Below are 17,273 nucleotides of genomic sequence, written 5' to 3'. Positions count from 1 at the left end.
TTTATTAAAAATTCTATATTTTAAAATAATAATATGTTGGTTGTATGAATAAAATAATATTTTTGATAGTGCATGTATTGATGTTGGTAAAGTGTCAATTGGTTATAGCAAATCAAGGTATTGAGCAAGAAACAACAGCTATTCAAGTACAGGAACTATTAGCTAAAAAGGTGAAAGCTTGTAAAAAATATGCTGATTTTTTAGCTGCAATACCTGATCTTAATAATCAAATGTTATTAGATAAAGTTGGAATAGATCTCATGCAAGTTGTGATGAGTTTTTTGGTCATAGAGAATTTTAGTCAAGCATCAAACAATGATTATGTTGCATGGCAACAAGACCGAGAAAAGAAATTTTTAAGAGCAGCTGTTTCATGGCAACACGATGATATTGAATATATAAAAGAAAATTTACGGTTAGATTTGTGGCTACATAAATTTTCTCATCAGTATAACGCAGCAAGTTCAAGTACAGAAAAAGAGACTCCTTTTTATCAGCACCTTGATAATGTAGTTCGTAGTACCTTGAATGTTGAGAGTTTTACGCCGTCTCGATTATATGAGATGCAGGTAACTAAGAAACATTTTGATTTGTTTTGTTATATGCAGCAAGCAGCCAATTCACCTAACTATCATAATGAAATTGAAGTCGCAGCTTTAATGCTTGTTTGTAATCAACCTGTTCAGCATTATCTCAATCCTTATCAATATTCTCAAGTAAAAGATAATCGATTGGTTCAGGCAGTTGAATATTTTCAGTCTCATTCTCAATCGTTGTATCATCAAAATTCACACGATACGAATGGGCGTACGCTTGGTCACCAGGCAGTAGTTACCTTCTTTATTCCTGTTATTCATATGTTGCTACAGGATGGAATAGATTTTACGATGATGATTCAAGATAAAAAAACTGCTTTGGATGTTGTACAATCAAAAGCTTTACAGCCTGAAAGAAACTCTTGTGTGAAAAAATGTCAAAAATATTATCATGTTTGGCAGATATTAGATAAAGCAGGTATAAAAAACAATACAGCATTTAGACCTTGCCCAAATAAAGATACTTTGGAAAATCAGCAATATCAGATTAATCGACAATATTTTTTTGATAATGGTCGATATGAGTATGAATATTCTTGAGCTGCTTTCAAGCTTAAGCATAGTGTATGTTATGTAATTTAATTTTTTACTTCACGAAGAGATGAAAATTTAAAAATTATTTTATATTGTTTTCGAGCTGAAACATTTGTTATGGTAATACTAATTACAAGAAAAAATTTTTATTATCGAAAAAAATAATTTATGAAATTACGTACTCACATTATGTTTTTTTTGATGAGTTTTTATTGCAGTAGCAACATTGTGTTATTGGCGCATGAGAAAAAAACGTATGGTTCTCAACAATTTGTAGCAACACAATTCCAAAAAGAAATTGTAACGAAAGATGATAACTTTAATCAAAAATATCCTGATTTAGCAGAAGGTTTTGGTTTGATTGGACAAAGTTTTCAAGATTTTGTATTAGGCAAAATGCTCAATCATGATATGTATGAGATGGTGCAGGAAGATACAGGTCAAACTGTTTCTTTATTAGATAGTACTATTAACCAAGCTCAAGATATAGTAATAAAACATTTGACTACTGATTTTTTTACGATAATAGAAGATGCCATTAAAAATGGTACAGACTTACACACCATAGATAATAAAATATTTACGTATGTTTTACAGTATGATTTTTTTCAACCTGCCTTACAAGCATACTTGTCGTCCTATAAAAACACACAAGGACAAGTTTTATTGATAGCAGCTTTAGAGAAAAACAATCTGCAGATTGCACAATTTCTGGTAGATCTTGGTGCAAATATTAATCTTTTAGATAGTTGCAAAGAAGGAACTCCTTTGATGTATACTGCAAAAAATAATAAAAGAGATGCATTTCAATTTCTTTTAGATCTTACAACAAGTGATGTTAATCAAATTGACGGGCTTGGCAATACGGCTTTGCATGCTCTTGCAGAAAGAAATCTGGTTGAAATGACTCAATTACTATTGCTTAATCGTCACGATGTGAATATTACTGTAAAAAACAATATGGGAAATACACCTTTAGATGTAGCTGTTCAATCTCCTTTACAAAAAGGAATAAGCGATGTTGCATTAACTCTTCTAGATTATCCAGGTTTGGATATGAATCAATCGGATGTCATAAAAGTTTTGTATTACGCCGTTTGCAATGAACATGAGCATGTTATTAAAAAAATTATTGAACTTGGTTATCATGTAAATAATACAGTTGGTGATTGTATAGATCCTTTATATAAAGCTGTTGATCTAGGTTTGGTTTCTATAGTGAAATTGCTTCTTGATGCAGGAGTTGATATGCATCGTGCTCATTGTGAGAATAAAACTGCTTACAGTCTTGCAATGGAAGAGCTGCCACGCAACGCTATAAAAGTTGAAAAAGATGCACGACAAAAAATTAGACAATTGTTTCTGCAGCCTGTTAGTTCATGAGTAATATAAAAGAATTAGAGACCTTATTTTCTATGGTAGCTCAGCCAAACATTTAAATTTTTTCTGATTTTGTTATTCTTACTATATCCGTCGTCATTTTCGGTTTTTTAAAAAGAAATTTAAACATAATGAGTTTTTGGCAAGAAGATATAAAAATAGGTAATATCTATGTTCCTCGTTTTATTGGCGGACCATTAGATGGAATTACCGATGCTCCCTTTCGACAATTAGTTCGTGGATTTTCAACACGAGAACTACTCTATACTGAGATGCGACATGTTCGCTCCATATTAACTCCAATGGGTGGTCACTTAGCATTAAAATTTGAACAGATGGAACGACCATTAAGTTTTCAAGTTTCTGCAAGTTCAGATGATTGTATTGAAGCTGCATGTGAAAAAATTGTAGCAGCAGGCGTTGATATTATTGATTTAAACGTGGGTTGTCCTGCAAAAAACGTTATATCATCATGCTGTGGTTCTGCGTTAATGGCACATCCAGATCAGCTCGAAAAAATTCTTAAAAAGTTTAGATCGTGCTTAGATATTCCTTTTACGGTAAAAATTCGCGCAGGGTTTAAAGAAAAAAATGCTTTAGATATTGCAAAATTAGTACAAGATTGTGGTGCTGATGCAATTGCTATTCATCCGCGTCTACAAACACAAAAATTTGCAGGTTTACCAGATTACGAAATTGCAGCACAAGTTAAAAAAGCATTACAAATTCCAGTTATTTTTTCTGGCAACGTTGTGAACTTTAAAACAGCACAATTAACCTACGATCGTACGGGCGTTGATGGATTTTTAATTGGACGTGGTATTTGGGCTAAGCCGTGGAAACTTCTTGAAATGGCTGAAAACGCAGCTGGCAGAGAGTATCATGTATCGCAAGCAATGTTATTGCAAGTTGCTTTAAAGCATTTACAATTAATGATCGACCATTATGGGCCAAAAGGGTTATACTGTTTCCGCAAACATTTACCATTTTATATTAAAGGTCACCCATCAGCATCAGCAATGCGTTCAAAACTTGTTGTTTCAACAAGCCAAGAAGAAATTGTGCAGGGGTTGATTGAATTTTTAGGATAGTTACATGCAGGAACTTGGATTAAAAGATTGGTGCGTTCGTTTCTTTTTCATATTTCTTTTTTGCTTTATGATTAATCGGCTCTTCTTTTTTTCTCCTGGTATGGCTGAACTGAGTTCCTCCTATGTGTTATATCCAATTTTACGAGTTCAAAGATTTTTTACCGATCCGATAACTCGATATTTCACTCAAAAATCTAATCTTGCAGCATTGCACCAAGATATTGCAAAACTTGTTCTAGAAAAAGATGATTTGCAAGCGCAGGTTATACGTCTAGAAACAACGCTTAATTTTGAGCAATGCTCGCAAGAGATTCGTGATTATGCAACCAAGTATGATTTTTCTGGCCAACAATTAGCGCAAGTGTTATTACGATCGTTTGATGATGCAGGTCATTTTTATTGGGTTGATGCTGGTTTAAACAAAGGTATCAGTTGCAATATGATTGCGGTTTATAAAAATAACATTATTGGCCGCGTTATTCATGTTGATCCGCTCTATAGCAAGATAGCTTTAATAACTGATAAACGATGCAAAATTACTGCAATGTGCGCTCAAACCAAATCAGTTGGAATCTATGAAGGTAATAATAGTTTTGCTCCAGGGTTTGATTTTGTGCCGCATTATGAAACCTTACAAGTTGGCGATCTTTTGATTTCGACTGGTCAAGGGTTAGTCTATCCGCAAGGCTTTGCAGTGGGGAAGATTCTTAATTTTCATATTCAAGATGTTGCGTATAAAGTAACAGTCCAACCACTCATTGATATAAAGCAGTTGGACTTTGTGTATCTTATAGCCGTTTAATTTATTACAGATAGTGCCCATCAAGGTCAGCATCTTCTTCATGATTATTATCAAATAATATTGCAATAAAGCCTTGAGAGGTTGGCGTAACCCATTCGATTTTTCTATCGGATGGAATAATATTCTTTTTAATTAAATTAATTGCAGTGGTTTTTGAACCCATCGCATCAATTAATTTTAAATCATACGCTTGTTGACCTGTAAATAGTTTACCTTGCCCCCATTGGTCTATTTTGCTCAGTTGTAAATGTCGCTTTGCTGCAATTTCTTTTGTCAGTTGTTGATACGTATTATCAGCAAGGCTTTGTAACATTGCTTGTTGATGCTCAGTTATTTCATTATGTTTGATTGCATCATGAGGCAAAGAGCTATTATTATTTACAATAAGCTCTGTAATGGTGTGAGCAGGGGTTGTCGACATACCAATATTACCGATAATAGATGATCCTGTTGCTACAATATAATCGGTTGCAGCGGCAATTTGATATGCTCCAGAAATACAGATATTTTCTGTGTAGGAGATTATCGGCTTTGGAAACTCTTTTTTAAGGTTTTCGATGTCATACGCTAACGCTTGGCAAGAACCAAGTGGCCCACCATCAGATTCTATTTTGAGCAAAATTGCTTTAATAGAATTATCTTTAAAATAGTTGGTCAGATGTTTTTTATAATATGATGTCTGTGACATATTTCCATCAATAGACAGATAGCCTATTTTATTATGATTTTCTAGGCTATACGCCCATTGTTTTTTCAGACTAAAAAAAATAGATGGTGCAATATATATGATAATAAAAATACCTATCATGGTTTTTAAAAAATCATTTATTTTTGACATGTTAATTTCCTTGTATAATTTTGTAGTGAGTTTATAATTTATGTATAGCTTACTCTCATTCAAGTTACTTGAGCAAGAAATATTATAAGCTCTATAAAAAGCAAATATGTAATTTTAAAGTTATAGTTTTTAGCAGTAAAATATCAATTTTTACAGTAATTTTTGCTCTATTATTAATTGAAATATATAAATTTTAAAAAAAATAAAAAAAGTGTAATTTTTTTTTGACTTTTAAATTAAGATAGGTTAATCTTTTATCTGTCTAGTTAAGACTTTTGAAATTTTAAATATAAATTTATGGGCGGTTAGCTCAGCTGGTAGAGCATCAGTCTTACAAACTGGGGGTCACTGGTTCGAATCCAGTATCGCCCACCATAAATTGTGTTCCTCGGTAGCTCAGTTGGTAGAGCGCACGACTGTTAATCGTTAGGTCGCTGGTTCGAGTCCAGCCCGGGGAGCCATTTAAAATTAGTTCAATTAATAGAAATTTCCCCAAAAAAATAAAAATGTTGTAGAGAATTGTTAAAATTTGATATACTGTTTTTATAAGTTTTGAATAAAAAGATATAGTGGAGCTGTAGCTCAGTTTGGTTAGAGCGTTCGCCTGTCACGCGAAAGGTCGCGGGTTCGAGTCCCGTCAGCTCCGCCATTATAATTAAAAAAATGAATTCATGAAAGTGAGTTCATTTTTTTTTGCGTAAAATTAACGAGTAAAATTATTCCTGGAGATTGTTATGATTTTTGATTGGTTTAGTTTTATTTTTGGAATGATAGGAACGATTATTACAACATTTATTGGTCAGCGATTAAATGCAGATAATGAAGCTATTATTTTATGCAGGCAAGATTTATTTGAATTAGAAAAATCTTTTAAATATATAAATGAACATAAAACTTATGATTCTGCAATTTCTGAAAAAATAAAATTTTTTGAGATGCATTATATAAATTTATATATTTCATATCAAGATGTAGAAAAAATTATTAAAAAAAGTTATGAAATATTAAGAGTCTGTCTGAAAATTCGAGTAGTTGAAAAAAATTAATAAAAAAATAAACTCCCTTTTGAAACATAACCACAAGATCAAAAGGGAGTTTTTACGTGAATTTTTCTTATGAACAAATTATTCCAAAAAAATATCTCATACCTCAAATACTTTTGCAAGAATTTTTAAATTTTATCGCGCAAAATATGCCTTCAAAAAAACTGGCAGACCTCAAAAAGATAATGAAAGCGCTTATTGCTGGAATGTATTATTTACTGAGAACTGGCTGCCAATGAGATGCTTTAGCATTATGTTTTGGACCATCGAAAACTATTTTTCATCGATTTGTTGAACTTGCAAAATTAGGTGCCTTTCAAAAAATTTGGAAGAGAATTTTAATGCATTATGATCGAACAACTGGCTTGAAATGACAAGATCAATCGATAGATTCTAATTATAAAAAAGCTCCTTTGGGAGGAAATAAAACAGGTAAAAGTCCTGTAGATAGAAGAAAATTAGGAATAAAATTGAATTTAGCCGTAGAGCAAAATGGAATTCCAATTGTAGCTACAATTGCTCGTGAAAATCAGCATGATACTCAATTATTAGTTCCAATTATTAATGACTTACAAAATGAAATTAATCAATTAGATAATCATTATTTTATTAGAACAAGATCGCAATTGCAACAACACCTTCAGAATGTTGTAGAAGATCCACAAACTTTGTATAGAAAATCGATTTGTCCGAATCATAAAAAATTTGAATGCGGTAAAAATATTTATTATCAGGAAGCATCTAATATTTTAATAGTTCATAATCAACACGCGCCGGATGGAGGAACTGCTTATCAACCAAAAGAAGGAATACAAAAGTTTTATGATACTAAATAAATTAGATAATATTGTAATTATTTTTAAGATGGATGGTATGTATGATTTTTTATAATTATTCAGATAAAGAATTAGTTATTATGAATAATACTATGAGTGAGTTTTGTAATGGGTTGTGGAATATTGACTTTCAAAATTTTTTTTCTCGAGATAGAGATTTTTTAAATCATATATTGCATAAATTAAATATGGTAGTAGATCACAGAATGTATTGTAAGTATTTAAGTGTCAATAATATGAATGTTACAATACAAGTATCTTATTTTAATGCACATGAAATTAAAATGGTTATGAAAATATTACAAGCGATTTCTCAGTATATGAACGATATAAGTCATGACGGTAAAGCTGATATTGCAACGTATGAATTTAAATTAACGCAAAAAAAAATAGAAGAACTATTATCGCAGATGCCTTGCGATAATTTATCAGATGATGAAGTAATTCTTATGAATTATTTTTTAAACGAGTTTTTTCAAGAGTTACGTCTTATTTTGTCGAAAACTCAAAATCAAGAATTTTTAGAAAATATATTATCTGATATTCAGAATATTTTAGAAAATAAAATAATTGTCAGCAAGTGGGGTGCTGGTGATTTAATGGCGAGATTAAGATTGAATCAAGATGAAGTTGCTGTGCTTATAAAATCTTTAAAATTATTGTCACTATATTTTGAAGATTGGGATGTTGAGACGAGAATTGGGGGTTCATTTTTAGAAATTGATGCATTAATAGGCAAAATTGAATATTGGCAGTTTGGCATGAAGTTTAATGTGATATCTGAGGATGATTTAAATGTTATGTATAACTTTATCAATGAGTTAACCTATGAAATAAGTGATGTTGATTATGACAGTTCATTTTCTTGCGATAAGCAGTTTTTAGAAAATATGTTATCTAAAATAATGATTATTATGGATAATAGGATTTTCTTTAAAAAATGGAATGATTATAATCCGTTAGAAGCATCGAGTCTTGATGTAGATGAAATAAAAGTTGTTATTAAAATATTAGAAGCAAGAGATCAATATTTTAATGATGAAGATTTTTATACAAAATTTGGTTATTTGACTCAAAAAATTGAAGAATTAAAAAACAAGCTTAAGACCTTGTTCGTGTAAGAAATGTATTTTTAGCGATAAATAAATTTAACAAAATAATTATAGATGCTTTGAGAGCCATTTCTTGATAATCTATAGTTGTCACAAATCAATAAAAAATTAAAACATGAGTTAATTACATGAAACGATCAAAATTCTATAATAATATGTATTGTAGTATTATCTTTTTAAGTATCCCAGGGGAGATTTTATCCTATTCTGATTATGATAAAAATTTCTCAGCAAGTAAGCAAGCAGAAATAGTTATATCTATTGCAACTGCCGGAATAATGAGTGCGGCAATATATCAATATTGTTCTACATTACCGGGGCAAAAAGATTTGCTTGTTATGGAAGAAAAATATCCGTATGTTCAAGCTTGGTATAATTATCTTATTAAAAAATATCCACAAGTTCATTTTGACACAAAGCAATTATTGCGTGGAAGCTATGCACGAGATGAATATGAAGGGTGGAAATCTTCCTTTAATCAAATTTATTGTCCATCAACTATTTTAGTAAATATTAATGATTTCTATAAGAAAAAAATTAATGGTCAAGCCCTGACGAATGAAGAATTGTTATTTTTGGATGTTCAGGAATTTATGATACTTTGTCAAGCAGGAACAATTGAATATAATCATATGATTCAAAAATATTTATACACTTTTGGAGTAATTATTGGATTAGAAGCAATAAGAGTTTTATATAAAGAATTTACTGATGAGAGTGCAAAAAAATATTATTCATCTCAGAAAACATTAAAAGTTGATAGTAATAGCCGATCTTTAATTTCTACATGGGATGATGTAGTTCATGCAAAAATGGATGAGCGCAATGGAAATATTTTTGGATGTGAACTTGTAGCGGCTTATATTTTGTCTTCAACTATTTTTATATTTCAAAAACCTCAAGAATATGAATTTGCTTGTAGATATGCGGATATAGATATTTTAGAGCGGACAGTATTATTTTTTGAAGCATTTGTGAATAGAAAAGAAGATCATTCAAATGATATAAAAACACCATGGGCGATCTATTATTCTAGTACTGTTTCGCAATGGTATTATGATATTTGTCGTGATCCAAAAGAATCAGGGCCTTCAACACGTGCATCTATTATTCATAATGAAATTGAACGACGCAAAAAATTAGGCAATTAACAAAAAATTATAAGGATTGATACATGCAAGAAAAAAAATTATGAAAAGTTTATATGGTATATTATTTTGTATTTTTCTTGCTACATCGACAAAAATAGATGCGAATGAATCCTGGCTCGATCGAATAAATACATGGCTTCCAGGGGCAGTTATTATAACTTGTGGAACAATATTTATATATTCAATGCTTCCTGTGGACTGTAGTAATGAAAATAATGCAAAAGATAACGATAGCTATCAAGCAATTTCTGTTTCTCGTACAGATTCAAATGATGATTCTGTTTCCGAAAACAAGATATTACAACCAACTCGTCGACAAAACGGCCTACCTCGAATAATTATTGGATCTGTTGTGAATAAGACTCCATATAATTTAGCAGTTGTTGATGTTGTTAATGATTGGCATTTTAATGTTTTAGCTTATAAACAAGTAAAATTACATGATGCTGTCGTTGAAAATTATAAAAATATTGTTGTAGATGGTAGTTTATTCAATTGTTTAAATGGCAATGCGCAAATTGAAATTGTAGAAGTGAATGCGTCTGGCAGCCGATCGCAAGACAATGGAGCTTTCTTAAATATGTGTATAGTTTCTGATAACGTTGCTGAAGGTTCATTAGATTTTAAATTTCTGATGGGTGGACCGAATGGCGGTTGTTCAGTATCTTGGGATCGATTAAAAAATAATCAATGCCAAGACGTTGAAGTTCAATTGACATTATCAGTAGATCCTCATGATATAAAAAATAACATTTTTAGAATTTATGGTTCGTATAGAATTGTAGAAAAATAATGAGGATTTTAATGAAAAAACAGTTGAGAAATTTTATTTTTTATAGCATAGCTATGATGATAACTGTTAACGCATCAGTTTATGCCGGTAAAAAACATTCTTTGATTATGTCGTATGAAGATTATGCTAATACTAAACAATATAGTTCATATTATTACTCCTTGAAAGTTAATAATTTGAGCTTGTTTTGCTTGGGAGTAAATGACCTTTACGAGTCTGAAAATTATCAATGTTTTCAATTACAAGAGTTTTGGAATAAATTTTTAAAACAAACTGGTGGTGAAAAATGTGTTGTTTTAATTGAAGGATCGCGGCACAGTCTTTATGATAATGAGCATGATGCCATAATGAAGTCTGATACTAAAGGTGGCTTGCTTAAATTCTTAGCGCATCAACAGAACATAACAGTTTTGTGTTTAGAACCAGATGAAAAATATTTGAAAGTTAAATTAAGTAAAGATTTTTTAGAAGATGAGATCGTCTATCGAGATTTTGCGTATGTTGGCCAACTTTTTTATAGATATAAAAAAAATAAAAAAATGCAGCAGACAGGGAATTTTTTTGGTAATCGCAAAAAAGGTAGCTTAGATCTTGAATTTGAAAAATTTTATGATAGCTATAATACTGGAATCAGTTTTGATCGAATGAAAGAAATACATCGTAAGATTTTTGAAAAAGACCTTGATGTAGCTGATGAGCAATGGTTTTATGATGTTCATAATCCTTTACTTGTTCAATCTAGAATGAATGTATTAGCTCGTCGAGTAGGCAGAATTCGTGATGAATTTATTATCGATTATATTGCAAAATTAAAATCTAAGAAAAATAATATTTTTATTGCATGTAACGTTACTAATGTTGTGATGCAAGAACAAGCAATTAACTCTTTATACGGTATAGATATGGATGATAATTCCTGGATATAAATTGATTTAGTTGAAATAATTAACACTTCAAGGTAAGTGCTAAAAAAATGACGGGTCAGTTTGTTAGTACTTAATAATGAATTCACGTAAAGGTGAGTTCATTATGGTATTATGATATTTGGTGTGATCCAAAATAGCCAGAATTTTCAATATGAGCATCTATTATTCATGATGAAATTGAACGTCAAAAAAATAAGCAATTAATAAAAAATTATAAGGTAGGTATGAACGTTAAAAAAATATATTGATAGCAGTTTTGTGTTGTACAAGTTATCAAGTACAAACTTTTACGTTTGAAGACGCAGTTCATGCGGTATGTGTTTTTATAGGATTATCCACCCTGATCTAAATTATAGATGGTGTGAAACATGAAATTGTATTTTCTTATTTAGCAATATCGCTGCTTAAGCAAGTAAAAAACATATCTAAAGATGGCATTGTCTATAAATTTTTTAAAACTACTAATGAAATTATTAAGACCCAACATATTGTTGATCGAACTGTCTTCACAGTGAATGATATTGCATATATTGTACGATCATCATTGCATAATTATAATAAAACTTATTCAGCACAAAAACATTCTTTGGTTATCAACAAATTGTTGTTAATTCTCGTGAGGGTATAGCTATTATGAATGATGCAAAATATTTATCATATGTAAGCATCCAAATAACAGGTTTTGCTCTGCAAGTTGCAGGCAAAATTATACATAGAGATCTTGCAGATGGATCATCATTTACAGCTAATGATATTCATTATGTAGTGCGAACATAATTATTTAGCTAATAAAATAATAAATAAAATTAATAACGACCGAAGCAGCTTCAATTTAAAAAGGTTCCATAGTTGTCACTCTTTATTTACAAAGATCAATCTATAGAATTGTGTATTTATAAAAATCAAAGAAAAAAATTAATATTATTTCTTTGATTTTTAATGATTAGATTGTTTTAAACATCAGTTGTTCTTTCAAATTACTCCACCTAAAAGTTCGAAGTGTACACAGTGACTGCCGCCATTATAATTAAAAAAATGAATTCATGAAAGTGAGTTCATTTTTTTTGCGTAAAATTAAAATATTTTAAAATAAGGACCTTAATGATTATGATGTGGCAGCAAATTTCTGATGAAGGCTCATCTAATAAAATAAATGCGCGTATTATTTTAGGGTTGTCTGAGATTTTAAATTTAATTTCAAATGATAAACTTAATCAAAATGAAAAAGATGAAGTTAAGCAATGGTTGTTTGAACTAACAAATGATTTGATTACATCTGAAAAATCAGCATTAAAAGTAATTAAAGAACATGATAATGCTGAACAGCAAGCATCAGAATTAATAAAAAAAGGCACATTACCTTCTTTTTTATTAAATAATGGGGTTTATAATTTCTTAAATTATTCAAATAATGTTTTTAAAAAATTACAAAAAGTTATGGCAATTATTTTTAAGCAGAATATTAATGGTGACAATATGGGAATTATTATAAAAATAATTAAAAATCAATTAGCTCATGATCATCATGTTATAAAAACATTAGAAACTTATAAGCCTTGGTATGAGACTGTTAATAATTTGAGAAATGAGATTGAACACTTGAAAATTTCAGATGCTTTAATTATTAATTATACGCTAGATGAAAATGCAAATCTTATAAGACCAAGATTTAGAAATTATGGCGATAAGCAAAAATATCAAGGTTTTGAGGTATATGAATTTGTAGTAGAATCACTTAAATATCAATTACTGTTTTGTGAAGAACTTATTGTCCATAGTTTATTAGATAATACATCTGATGAATTTGAATTATTAGAAATTCCAGAAAATGAAAGAGACATAAAAAAACCTGCAAGATTTAAAATTACTTTGCGGGGTATGAATTAATATATAAATTGTATGTAACTTTATTTCATAGATATTTGTTAATCTTTAATCTTAGTCGGGTTTAATTCCCCAAAGCTCTACTTCCTTTTATTGGTTTGATACTCCGCCAGCTCTGCTGCGGGGTTCTTCATTTTTACATAATATCTTTAAAAAAATGTTAAAAATTGTATCTTGTATTAGGTAATGCATTACAGCTTCCTTCTTAAACTTTAATCGGTTTTATTAAAAACGAGAGAAAACTCCTTCGATGCCTTTTAAGGCCGGGGATGAATCGAGTACATTCAGGCGGGATTTGAGCAACGAAGTTACGAAATGCAGATTCTTTGGCATATTAGAAATATGAAGAGATATAATAACGGCAGTCACACGAAATACAGATATATGTATCATATAGTATGGATTCCAAAATATAGAAAAAGAATATTATAAGGAGCTATTAAAGCTAGATTAGAAGAGCTTTTTGAACAATGTGTAGATGTAAATGAATGGAAAATAAAAAAATTAAATATTCAAGAAGATCATGTGCATTTGATGATTCGATTGAAGCCAACAGATAGAGTTTGTGATGTTGTTGGTAAATTAAAAGGTGTATCAAGTCGAATAATTCGAAAAAAATTTCCTGAGTTAGAAAAATTTTTGTGAGAAGATAGTTTTTGGGCAGATGGATATTTTTCAGAAACTGTAGGAGTTGTTTCTGAGGAAAAAGTTCAAAATTATATTAAAAATCAATAAAATTAAAAGTCATAATTTTCATTTACAGAAGCACCTGATCTTTAGGCCTGGGTGCGCAATTCACTTATTCGTTATATTTAATTACTATGTATTACTCTATTTTATAGGATTTATGCAATGAAAAAATTAATTTATTTTTTGGGTATTTTATTTTTTGATATTTCTTTACATGCAATGAGCTTTACGAGGTCAATACCAAAATTACGAGTTATGGGCTGTTTGGTTGGGAAAAATATAAGAAATCAAACTACTAAGAGTGCCTATTTTGGTAATGATGTTTGTAAAATTCTTAATTATGATATTGTAATAGGTATTTTTGGGGGAGAGCATCATTTTGGGTTACTTAATGATATCCGTATTCAATTAATACATTTGGGATTTGAAGAACAATTTAAAACATTACCTGAACATTTAGCAATATCTATGATGATGGAATTACAAGGCAAAGAAAAGCCTGGGGTTGTTAAGGTATTTCTTCAAAAACATAAAAAAGATAGTGAGTGTTTAGAAAAATTATATTGGTTATGGCAAAAAGTTGATTGTGTACAAGCTGCTTCAATAATTTAAATTTTTTAAATAATGAGGCTAAAGCATGAAAAAAATGTTGCATTTTGTGATGCCCATACATGAAGATAATCATGAAAAAAATTAACTTTTTTTATTTTTGATAAATTATGTTGCAATTATCATCACACAAGATGGTTATGAGCGTTATCAAAATTTACATGAAGAGCTAGAAAATAAAGTTGGCCAAGCTACTCTATGCTTGGCCAGACTTAATAAACTGAAGTCTCTTCCTAAAGAATATCCAAATCTTGCTCGTCTTGCTGTATTCTCTCATTGTACGGAAATTGATGCCCTTCTGAAAAAAAGTAGTGGATGGTTTCCAGCCGTTACCAGTGTAATATTGCAATATTCTTGTGGTGGAGATGGCAATATCATGACACAAAAAAAATCATTTCCATTCAGTTCACAGACTGTTTTGTATAAAAAATGTTATCATATAGATCGATTAACAAATGCTCTGAAAATGCAGCAAGTTATTAATAAGTATAACCTTACTTATATTGCTGTAGCAAAAAAGTCTTTAGTTAAAGATGATGATCTAGGTTGGATCATTGCTGTTAATGGTATTGAACCTGCTGAAAATAATCATACAGATAAATATTCATTTATAGATTCGTTATCACTTGATGAGGTCAAAGATTTAACTTTATTTGTAGAAGAAACTGGGTTTTTAGATTGGTGGGGTGGTCGTAATATTATAAGAGATGCACAGAACCATAATATATTGACTATTATTGATACTGAAGATAGAGGTATTCAGCCTTTTTATAATGAATTTACTACTATTATTTTAAATAGACTTGAAATAATTCGAGAGATTAAAAATATGCTTGGCATAGCAGCTCTTCAAGAAATAAAAAAAAGAGATGATGGCGTTATACCAAGAGAATATGTTTATTGGAAAGATTATCATCGTTTAGCTATTAAACCTGAAATTATTGATTGGATAGATAATAGAATTAAAGATGTAGAAAATGATGAAACATCTATTGATAGCTTTTCTATTCAAGATGATAGTCCATATTCTCTACCTGGTGTTGATAGCAAGTCTGCTCAAAAAGAGTTTAGAGCTCTTACAAGATGCAAAAAATAAAATTAGTATTGCTCTAAAATTTCTTTAAGAACAATCGCATTATTATGAATTTCATCTTTAGCTCCATAAATTAATGTAATGGTTGTATGTTTTTTAAGAATGTCTTTAATTTGTTGGAGTAATTCGATTTTATTATTGAGTTCTGCTTTATATTCTTTTTTAAACCAAGCCCACTTTACAGGATCATGTCCAAATTCTTTTCGTAACTTTGTACTGGGAGCAATTTCTTTAAGCCATAAATCAAGATGTTCTTTTTCTTTTGACATGCCTCTGGGCCATAGACGATCAACAAGAATTCTAAATCCATCTTGTTTATAAGCAACTTCATTAGCTCTTTTTAAGAAAATCATAGGGCAGGCCCTTCAATATACACAGCATTGACATAATAATATTTATTAAGAAATCACGAAGTATACTATTATATTTGTTTGTAATATATCAAAAAAATATATTGATAGCAGTTTTGTGTTGTACAAGTTATTAAGTACAAACTTTTACATTTGAAGACGCAGTTCATGCGGTATGTGTTTTTATAGGATTATCCAATCCAATCGAAATTATAGATGGTGTAAAGCATGAAATTATATCTTCTTATCTAGCGGAATCGTTACTTAAGCAAGTAAGAAACATATCTAAAGATGTCATTGTCTATAAATTTTTTAAAATTAAAAATGAATTCATTTCGACTAAGTTCTCGACAAATTATTCCACTATCTTTGTGTAACATTCTTATAATGAATCTTACTTCATGACCATGTTATGGTAATTCAAATATATTTACTCGTTCTTCTTCTTTTAATTGAGTATAATTTTTTATGTGCAAAGTCTTTAATAATATACCATTAAGGGCTTTGTACTTTATTCTAGATTATTCCAACAATAAAAACAAAAAAATAGCGCAGAAGGTTTGTATGTTAAAAAATATATGCCTAATTATAGGCTTATTCTGTTCAATGATATGTTCCAGTCAAGAATTGTTTTCTCATTATGATTTTAATCACAATCCAAAAAATGAAATAGATTTTGAATTGCCGGCTTTAATTTTTGGTGTAGGAGCTCCTATAGCGGTAACCATTCTAGGTCTTACTTCGTATTTTATATCTTCATATATGACTCCAGAAAGTTTTTATGTGAAAAGTAAGTATCCATATGCGCAAGTTTGGTATGATGAGATGATTATAAAATATCCTGATGCGCATTTAAAAGAAGTACCTTTTTTATTTGAAAAACGCGGAGTATTTGATAATTATGTATCTTGTTATGGATGTTTAGAGTGTACCTATAATCAAATTTGTTGTTACAGAGGTGATTTAGAAATAATTAATAATATTTATAAGAAAAAAGCAGAAGGCATTGAATTGACTGAAAATGATATTAATAATAGTAGAATATTAGAATTTATATTATTGAATGTAGCAGGTTATTTGCAACAAAATTCTTATGCAAAGCGTTTGATGTGCGAAGCAGCTGTTTTTCCTGCAGCAGTAGCAGCTTTAGCTCTTTATAAAAATAATTTTCCAACTTATTCTTTAAACATAGAAGTATCTATTGCTATGTGGGCTTGTCTTGCCGTATGTCTTTATAATGCAAGATATCAAGCTATCCAGGCCAATAAGTTTGCATGCAGCCAAGCAGCAGATATTAAAATATTACAAAGTGGTTTGCAATATTTTAATAATTTAACAAAAGCAGGAGTTGTAAGTCTTAAACATCCACAGACTCAAGTTCAAGCTCAAATGATTGCAGACGAGATTGTACGCAGATCATCACAAGATTAGAAAAAATTAAACAAATTATATAAAAAATGAATTCATGAAAGTGAGTTCATTTTTTTTCGTAAAATTATGAATATAGAGGTGATGTTGCGTGCATATTCATCTTATAAATACATA

18 protein-coding genes, 3 tRNA genes and 1 pseudogene are annotated in these 17,273 nt (G+C 29.9%); 20 read left to right on the top strand and 2 right to left on the bottom strand.

Annotated features, from left to right (window positions below):
* Nucleotides 1-44 precede the first annotated feature (44 nt).
* The 4 genes from C0J27_RS01365 (at nt 45) to mreC (ending at nt 4,403) form a co-directional block, all read left to right on the top strand.
* Nucleotides 45-1,136, top strand: coding sequence for a hypothetical protein (locus tag C0J27_RS01365; RefSeq protein ID WP_162801719.1), 1,092 nt, complete (start codon nt 45-47; stop codon nt 1,134-1,136).
* Nucleotides 1,137-1,298: 162 nt separating this feature from the next.
* Entirely contained in the window at nt 1,299-2,513 is a 1,215-nt protein-coding gene (locus C0J27_RS01360) for an ankyrin repeat domain-containing protein (protein WP_115585410.1), read from the top strand.
* A 128-nt stretch (nt 2,514-2,641) separates the two neighbouring features.
* Nucleotides 2,642-3,601 carry a tRNA dihydrouridine synthase gene (locus C0J27_RS01355; protein WP_115585409.1) on the top strand — a complete coding sequence of 320 codons (960 nt, stop codon included), beginning with the start codon at nt 2,642-2,644 and terminating at the stop codon, nt 3,599-3,601.
* A 4-nt stretch (nt 3,602-3,605) separates the two neighbouring features.
* On the top strand, nt 3,606-4,403 hold the full coding sequence (gene mreC / locus C0J27_RS01350) for a rod shape-determining protein MreC (protein ID WP_115585408.1): 798 nt from the start codon (nt 3,606-3,608) through the stop codon (nt 4,401-4,403).
* A gap of 4 nt (nt 4,404-4,407) precedes the next feature.
* On the opposite strand, the gene C0J27_RS01345 is transcribed toward mreC, so the two are convergent.
* On the bottom strand, nt 4,408-5,241 hold the full coding sequence (locus C0J27_RS01345; protein WP_115585407.1) for a S49 family peptidase: 834 nt from the start codon (nt 5,239-5,241) through the stop codon (nt 4,408-4,410).
* A gap of 299 nt (nt 5,242-5,540) precedes the next feature.
* Between C0J27_RS01345 and C0J27_RS01340 the strand changes: the two genes are divergently transcribed.
* The 15 genes and pseudogenes from C0J27_RS01340 (at nt 5,541) to C0J27_RS01265 (ending at nt 15,381) form a co-directional block, all read left to right on the top strand.
* Nucleotides 5,541-5,616: transfer RNA gene (locus tag C0J27_RS01340), tRNA-Val, on the top strand.
* 10 nt (nt 5,617-5,626) lie between these two features.
* A tRNA-Asn gene (locus C0J27_RS01335) sits at nt 5,627-5,702 on the top strand.
* Nucleotides 5,703-5,812: 110 nt separating this feature from the next.
* Nucleotides 5,813-5,890 (top strand) — tRNA-Asp (locus tag C0J27_RS01330).
* Nucleotides 5,891-5,975: 85 nt separating this feature from the next.
* Nucleotides 5,976-6,287, top strand: coding sequence for a hypothetical protein (locus C0J27_RS01325; protein WP_115585406.1), 312 nt, complete (start codon nt 5,976-5,978; stop codon nt 6,285-6,287).
* Nucleotides 6,288-6,343: 56 nt separating this feature from the next.
* Entirely contained in the window at nt 6,344-6,523 is a 180-nt protein-coding gene (locus tag C0J27_RS01320; protein ID WP_115585405.1) for a hypothetical protein, read from the top strand.
* A 231-nt stretch (nt 6,524-6,754) separates the two neighbouring features.
* A complete protein-coding gene (locus C0J27_RS01315) occupies nt 6,755-7,120 on the top strand; it encodes a hypothetical protein (protein ID WP_162801718.1) in 366 nt (121 codons plus the stop codon).
* 41 nt (nt 7,121-7,161) lie between these two features.
* The gene (locus C0J27_RS01310) at nt 7,162-8,241 is read left to right on the top strand and encodes a basic helix-loop-helix domain-containing protein (RefSeq protein WP_115585403.1); all 1,080 of its coding nucleotides are present in this window, start codon (nt 7,162-7,164) and stop codon (nt 8,239-8,241) included.
* A gap of 119 nt (nt 8,242-8,360) precedes the next feature.
* The gene (locus tag C0J27_RS01305; protein WP_115585402.1) at nt 8,361-9,383 is read left to right on the top strand and encodes a hypothetical protein; all 1,023 of its coding nucleotides are present in this window, start codon (nt 8,361-8,363) and stop codon (nt 9,381-9,383) included.
* Between the two features lie 40 nt (nt 9,384-9,423).
* Entirely contained in the window at nt 9,424-10,176 is a 753-nt protein-coding gene (locus tag C0J27_RS01300; protein WP_115585401.1) for a hypothetical protein, read from the top strand.
* An 11-nt stretch (nt 10,177-10,187) separates the two neighbouring features.
* Nucleotides 10,188-11,102: a hypothetical protein gene (locus C0J27_RS01295; protein ID WP_115585400.1), complete on the top strand. Its 915-nt coding sequence runs from the start codon at nt 10,188-10,190 to the stop codon at nt 11,100-11,102.
* Between the two features lie 633 nt (nt 11,103-11,735).
* Nucleotides 11,736-11,879: a hypothetical protein gene (locus C0J27_RS05660; protein ID WP_162801717.1), complete on the top strand. Its 144-nt coding sequence runs from the start codon at nt 11,736-11,738 to the stop codon at nt 11,877-11,879.
* A gap of 330 nt (nt 11,880-12,209) precedes the next feature.
* Nucleotides 12,210-12,989, top strand: coding sequence for a hypothetical protein (locus tag C0J27_RS01285; protein WP_162801716.1), 780 nt, complete (start codon nt 12,210-12,212; stop codon nt 12,987-12,989).
* Nucleotides 12,990-13,424: 435 nt separating this feature from the next.
* Nucleotides 13,425-13,721, top strand: a pseudogene (gene tnpA, locus C0J27_RS05785) (IS200/IS605 family transposase).
* Between the two features lie 117 nt (nt 13,722-13,838).
* Nucleotides 13,839-14,288, top strand: coding sequence for a hypothetical protein (locus C0J27_RS01270; protein WP_115585396.1), 450 nt, complete (start codon nt 13,839-13,841; stop codon nt 14,286-14,288).
* Between the two features lie 97 nt (nt 14,289-14,385).
* Complete coding sequence (locus C0J27_RS01265) at nt 14,386-15,381, top strand: hypothetical protein (RefSeq protein ID WP_115585395.1); 996 nt, start codon at nt 14,386-14,388, stop codon at nt 15,379-15,381.
* Nucleotides 15,382-15,383: 2 nt separating this feature from the next.
* On the opposite strand, the gene C0J27_RS01260 is transcribed toward C0J27_RS01265, so the two are convergent.
* Complete coding sequence (locus C0J27_RS01260; protein ID WP_115585394.1) at nt 15,384-15,731, bottom strand: DUF488 domain-containing protein; 348 nt, start codon at nt 15,729-15,731, stop codon at nt 15,384-15,386.
* Between the two features lie 603 nt (nt 15,732-16,334).
* Here C0J27_RS01260 and C0J27_RS01255 point away from each other — a divergent pair.
* On the top strand, nt 16,335-17,159 hold the full coding sequence (locus tag C0J27_RS01255) for a hypothetical protein (protein ID WP_115585393.1): 825 nt from the start codon (nt 16,335-16,337) through the stop codon (nt 17,157-17,159).
* Nucleotides 17,160-17,273 lie beyond the last annotated feature (114 nt).

It is taken from the genome of Candidatus Chromulinivorax destructor (genome assembly GCF_003366055.1).
Classification (GTDB): Bacteria; Babelota; Babeliae; order Babelales; family Chromulinivoraceae; genus Chromulinivorax; species Chromulinivorax destructor.
The sequence above is the reverse complement of the archived record's forward strand: the minus strand, read 5'-3'. Positions and strand labels throughout refer to the sequence as shown.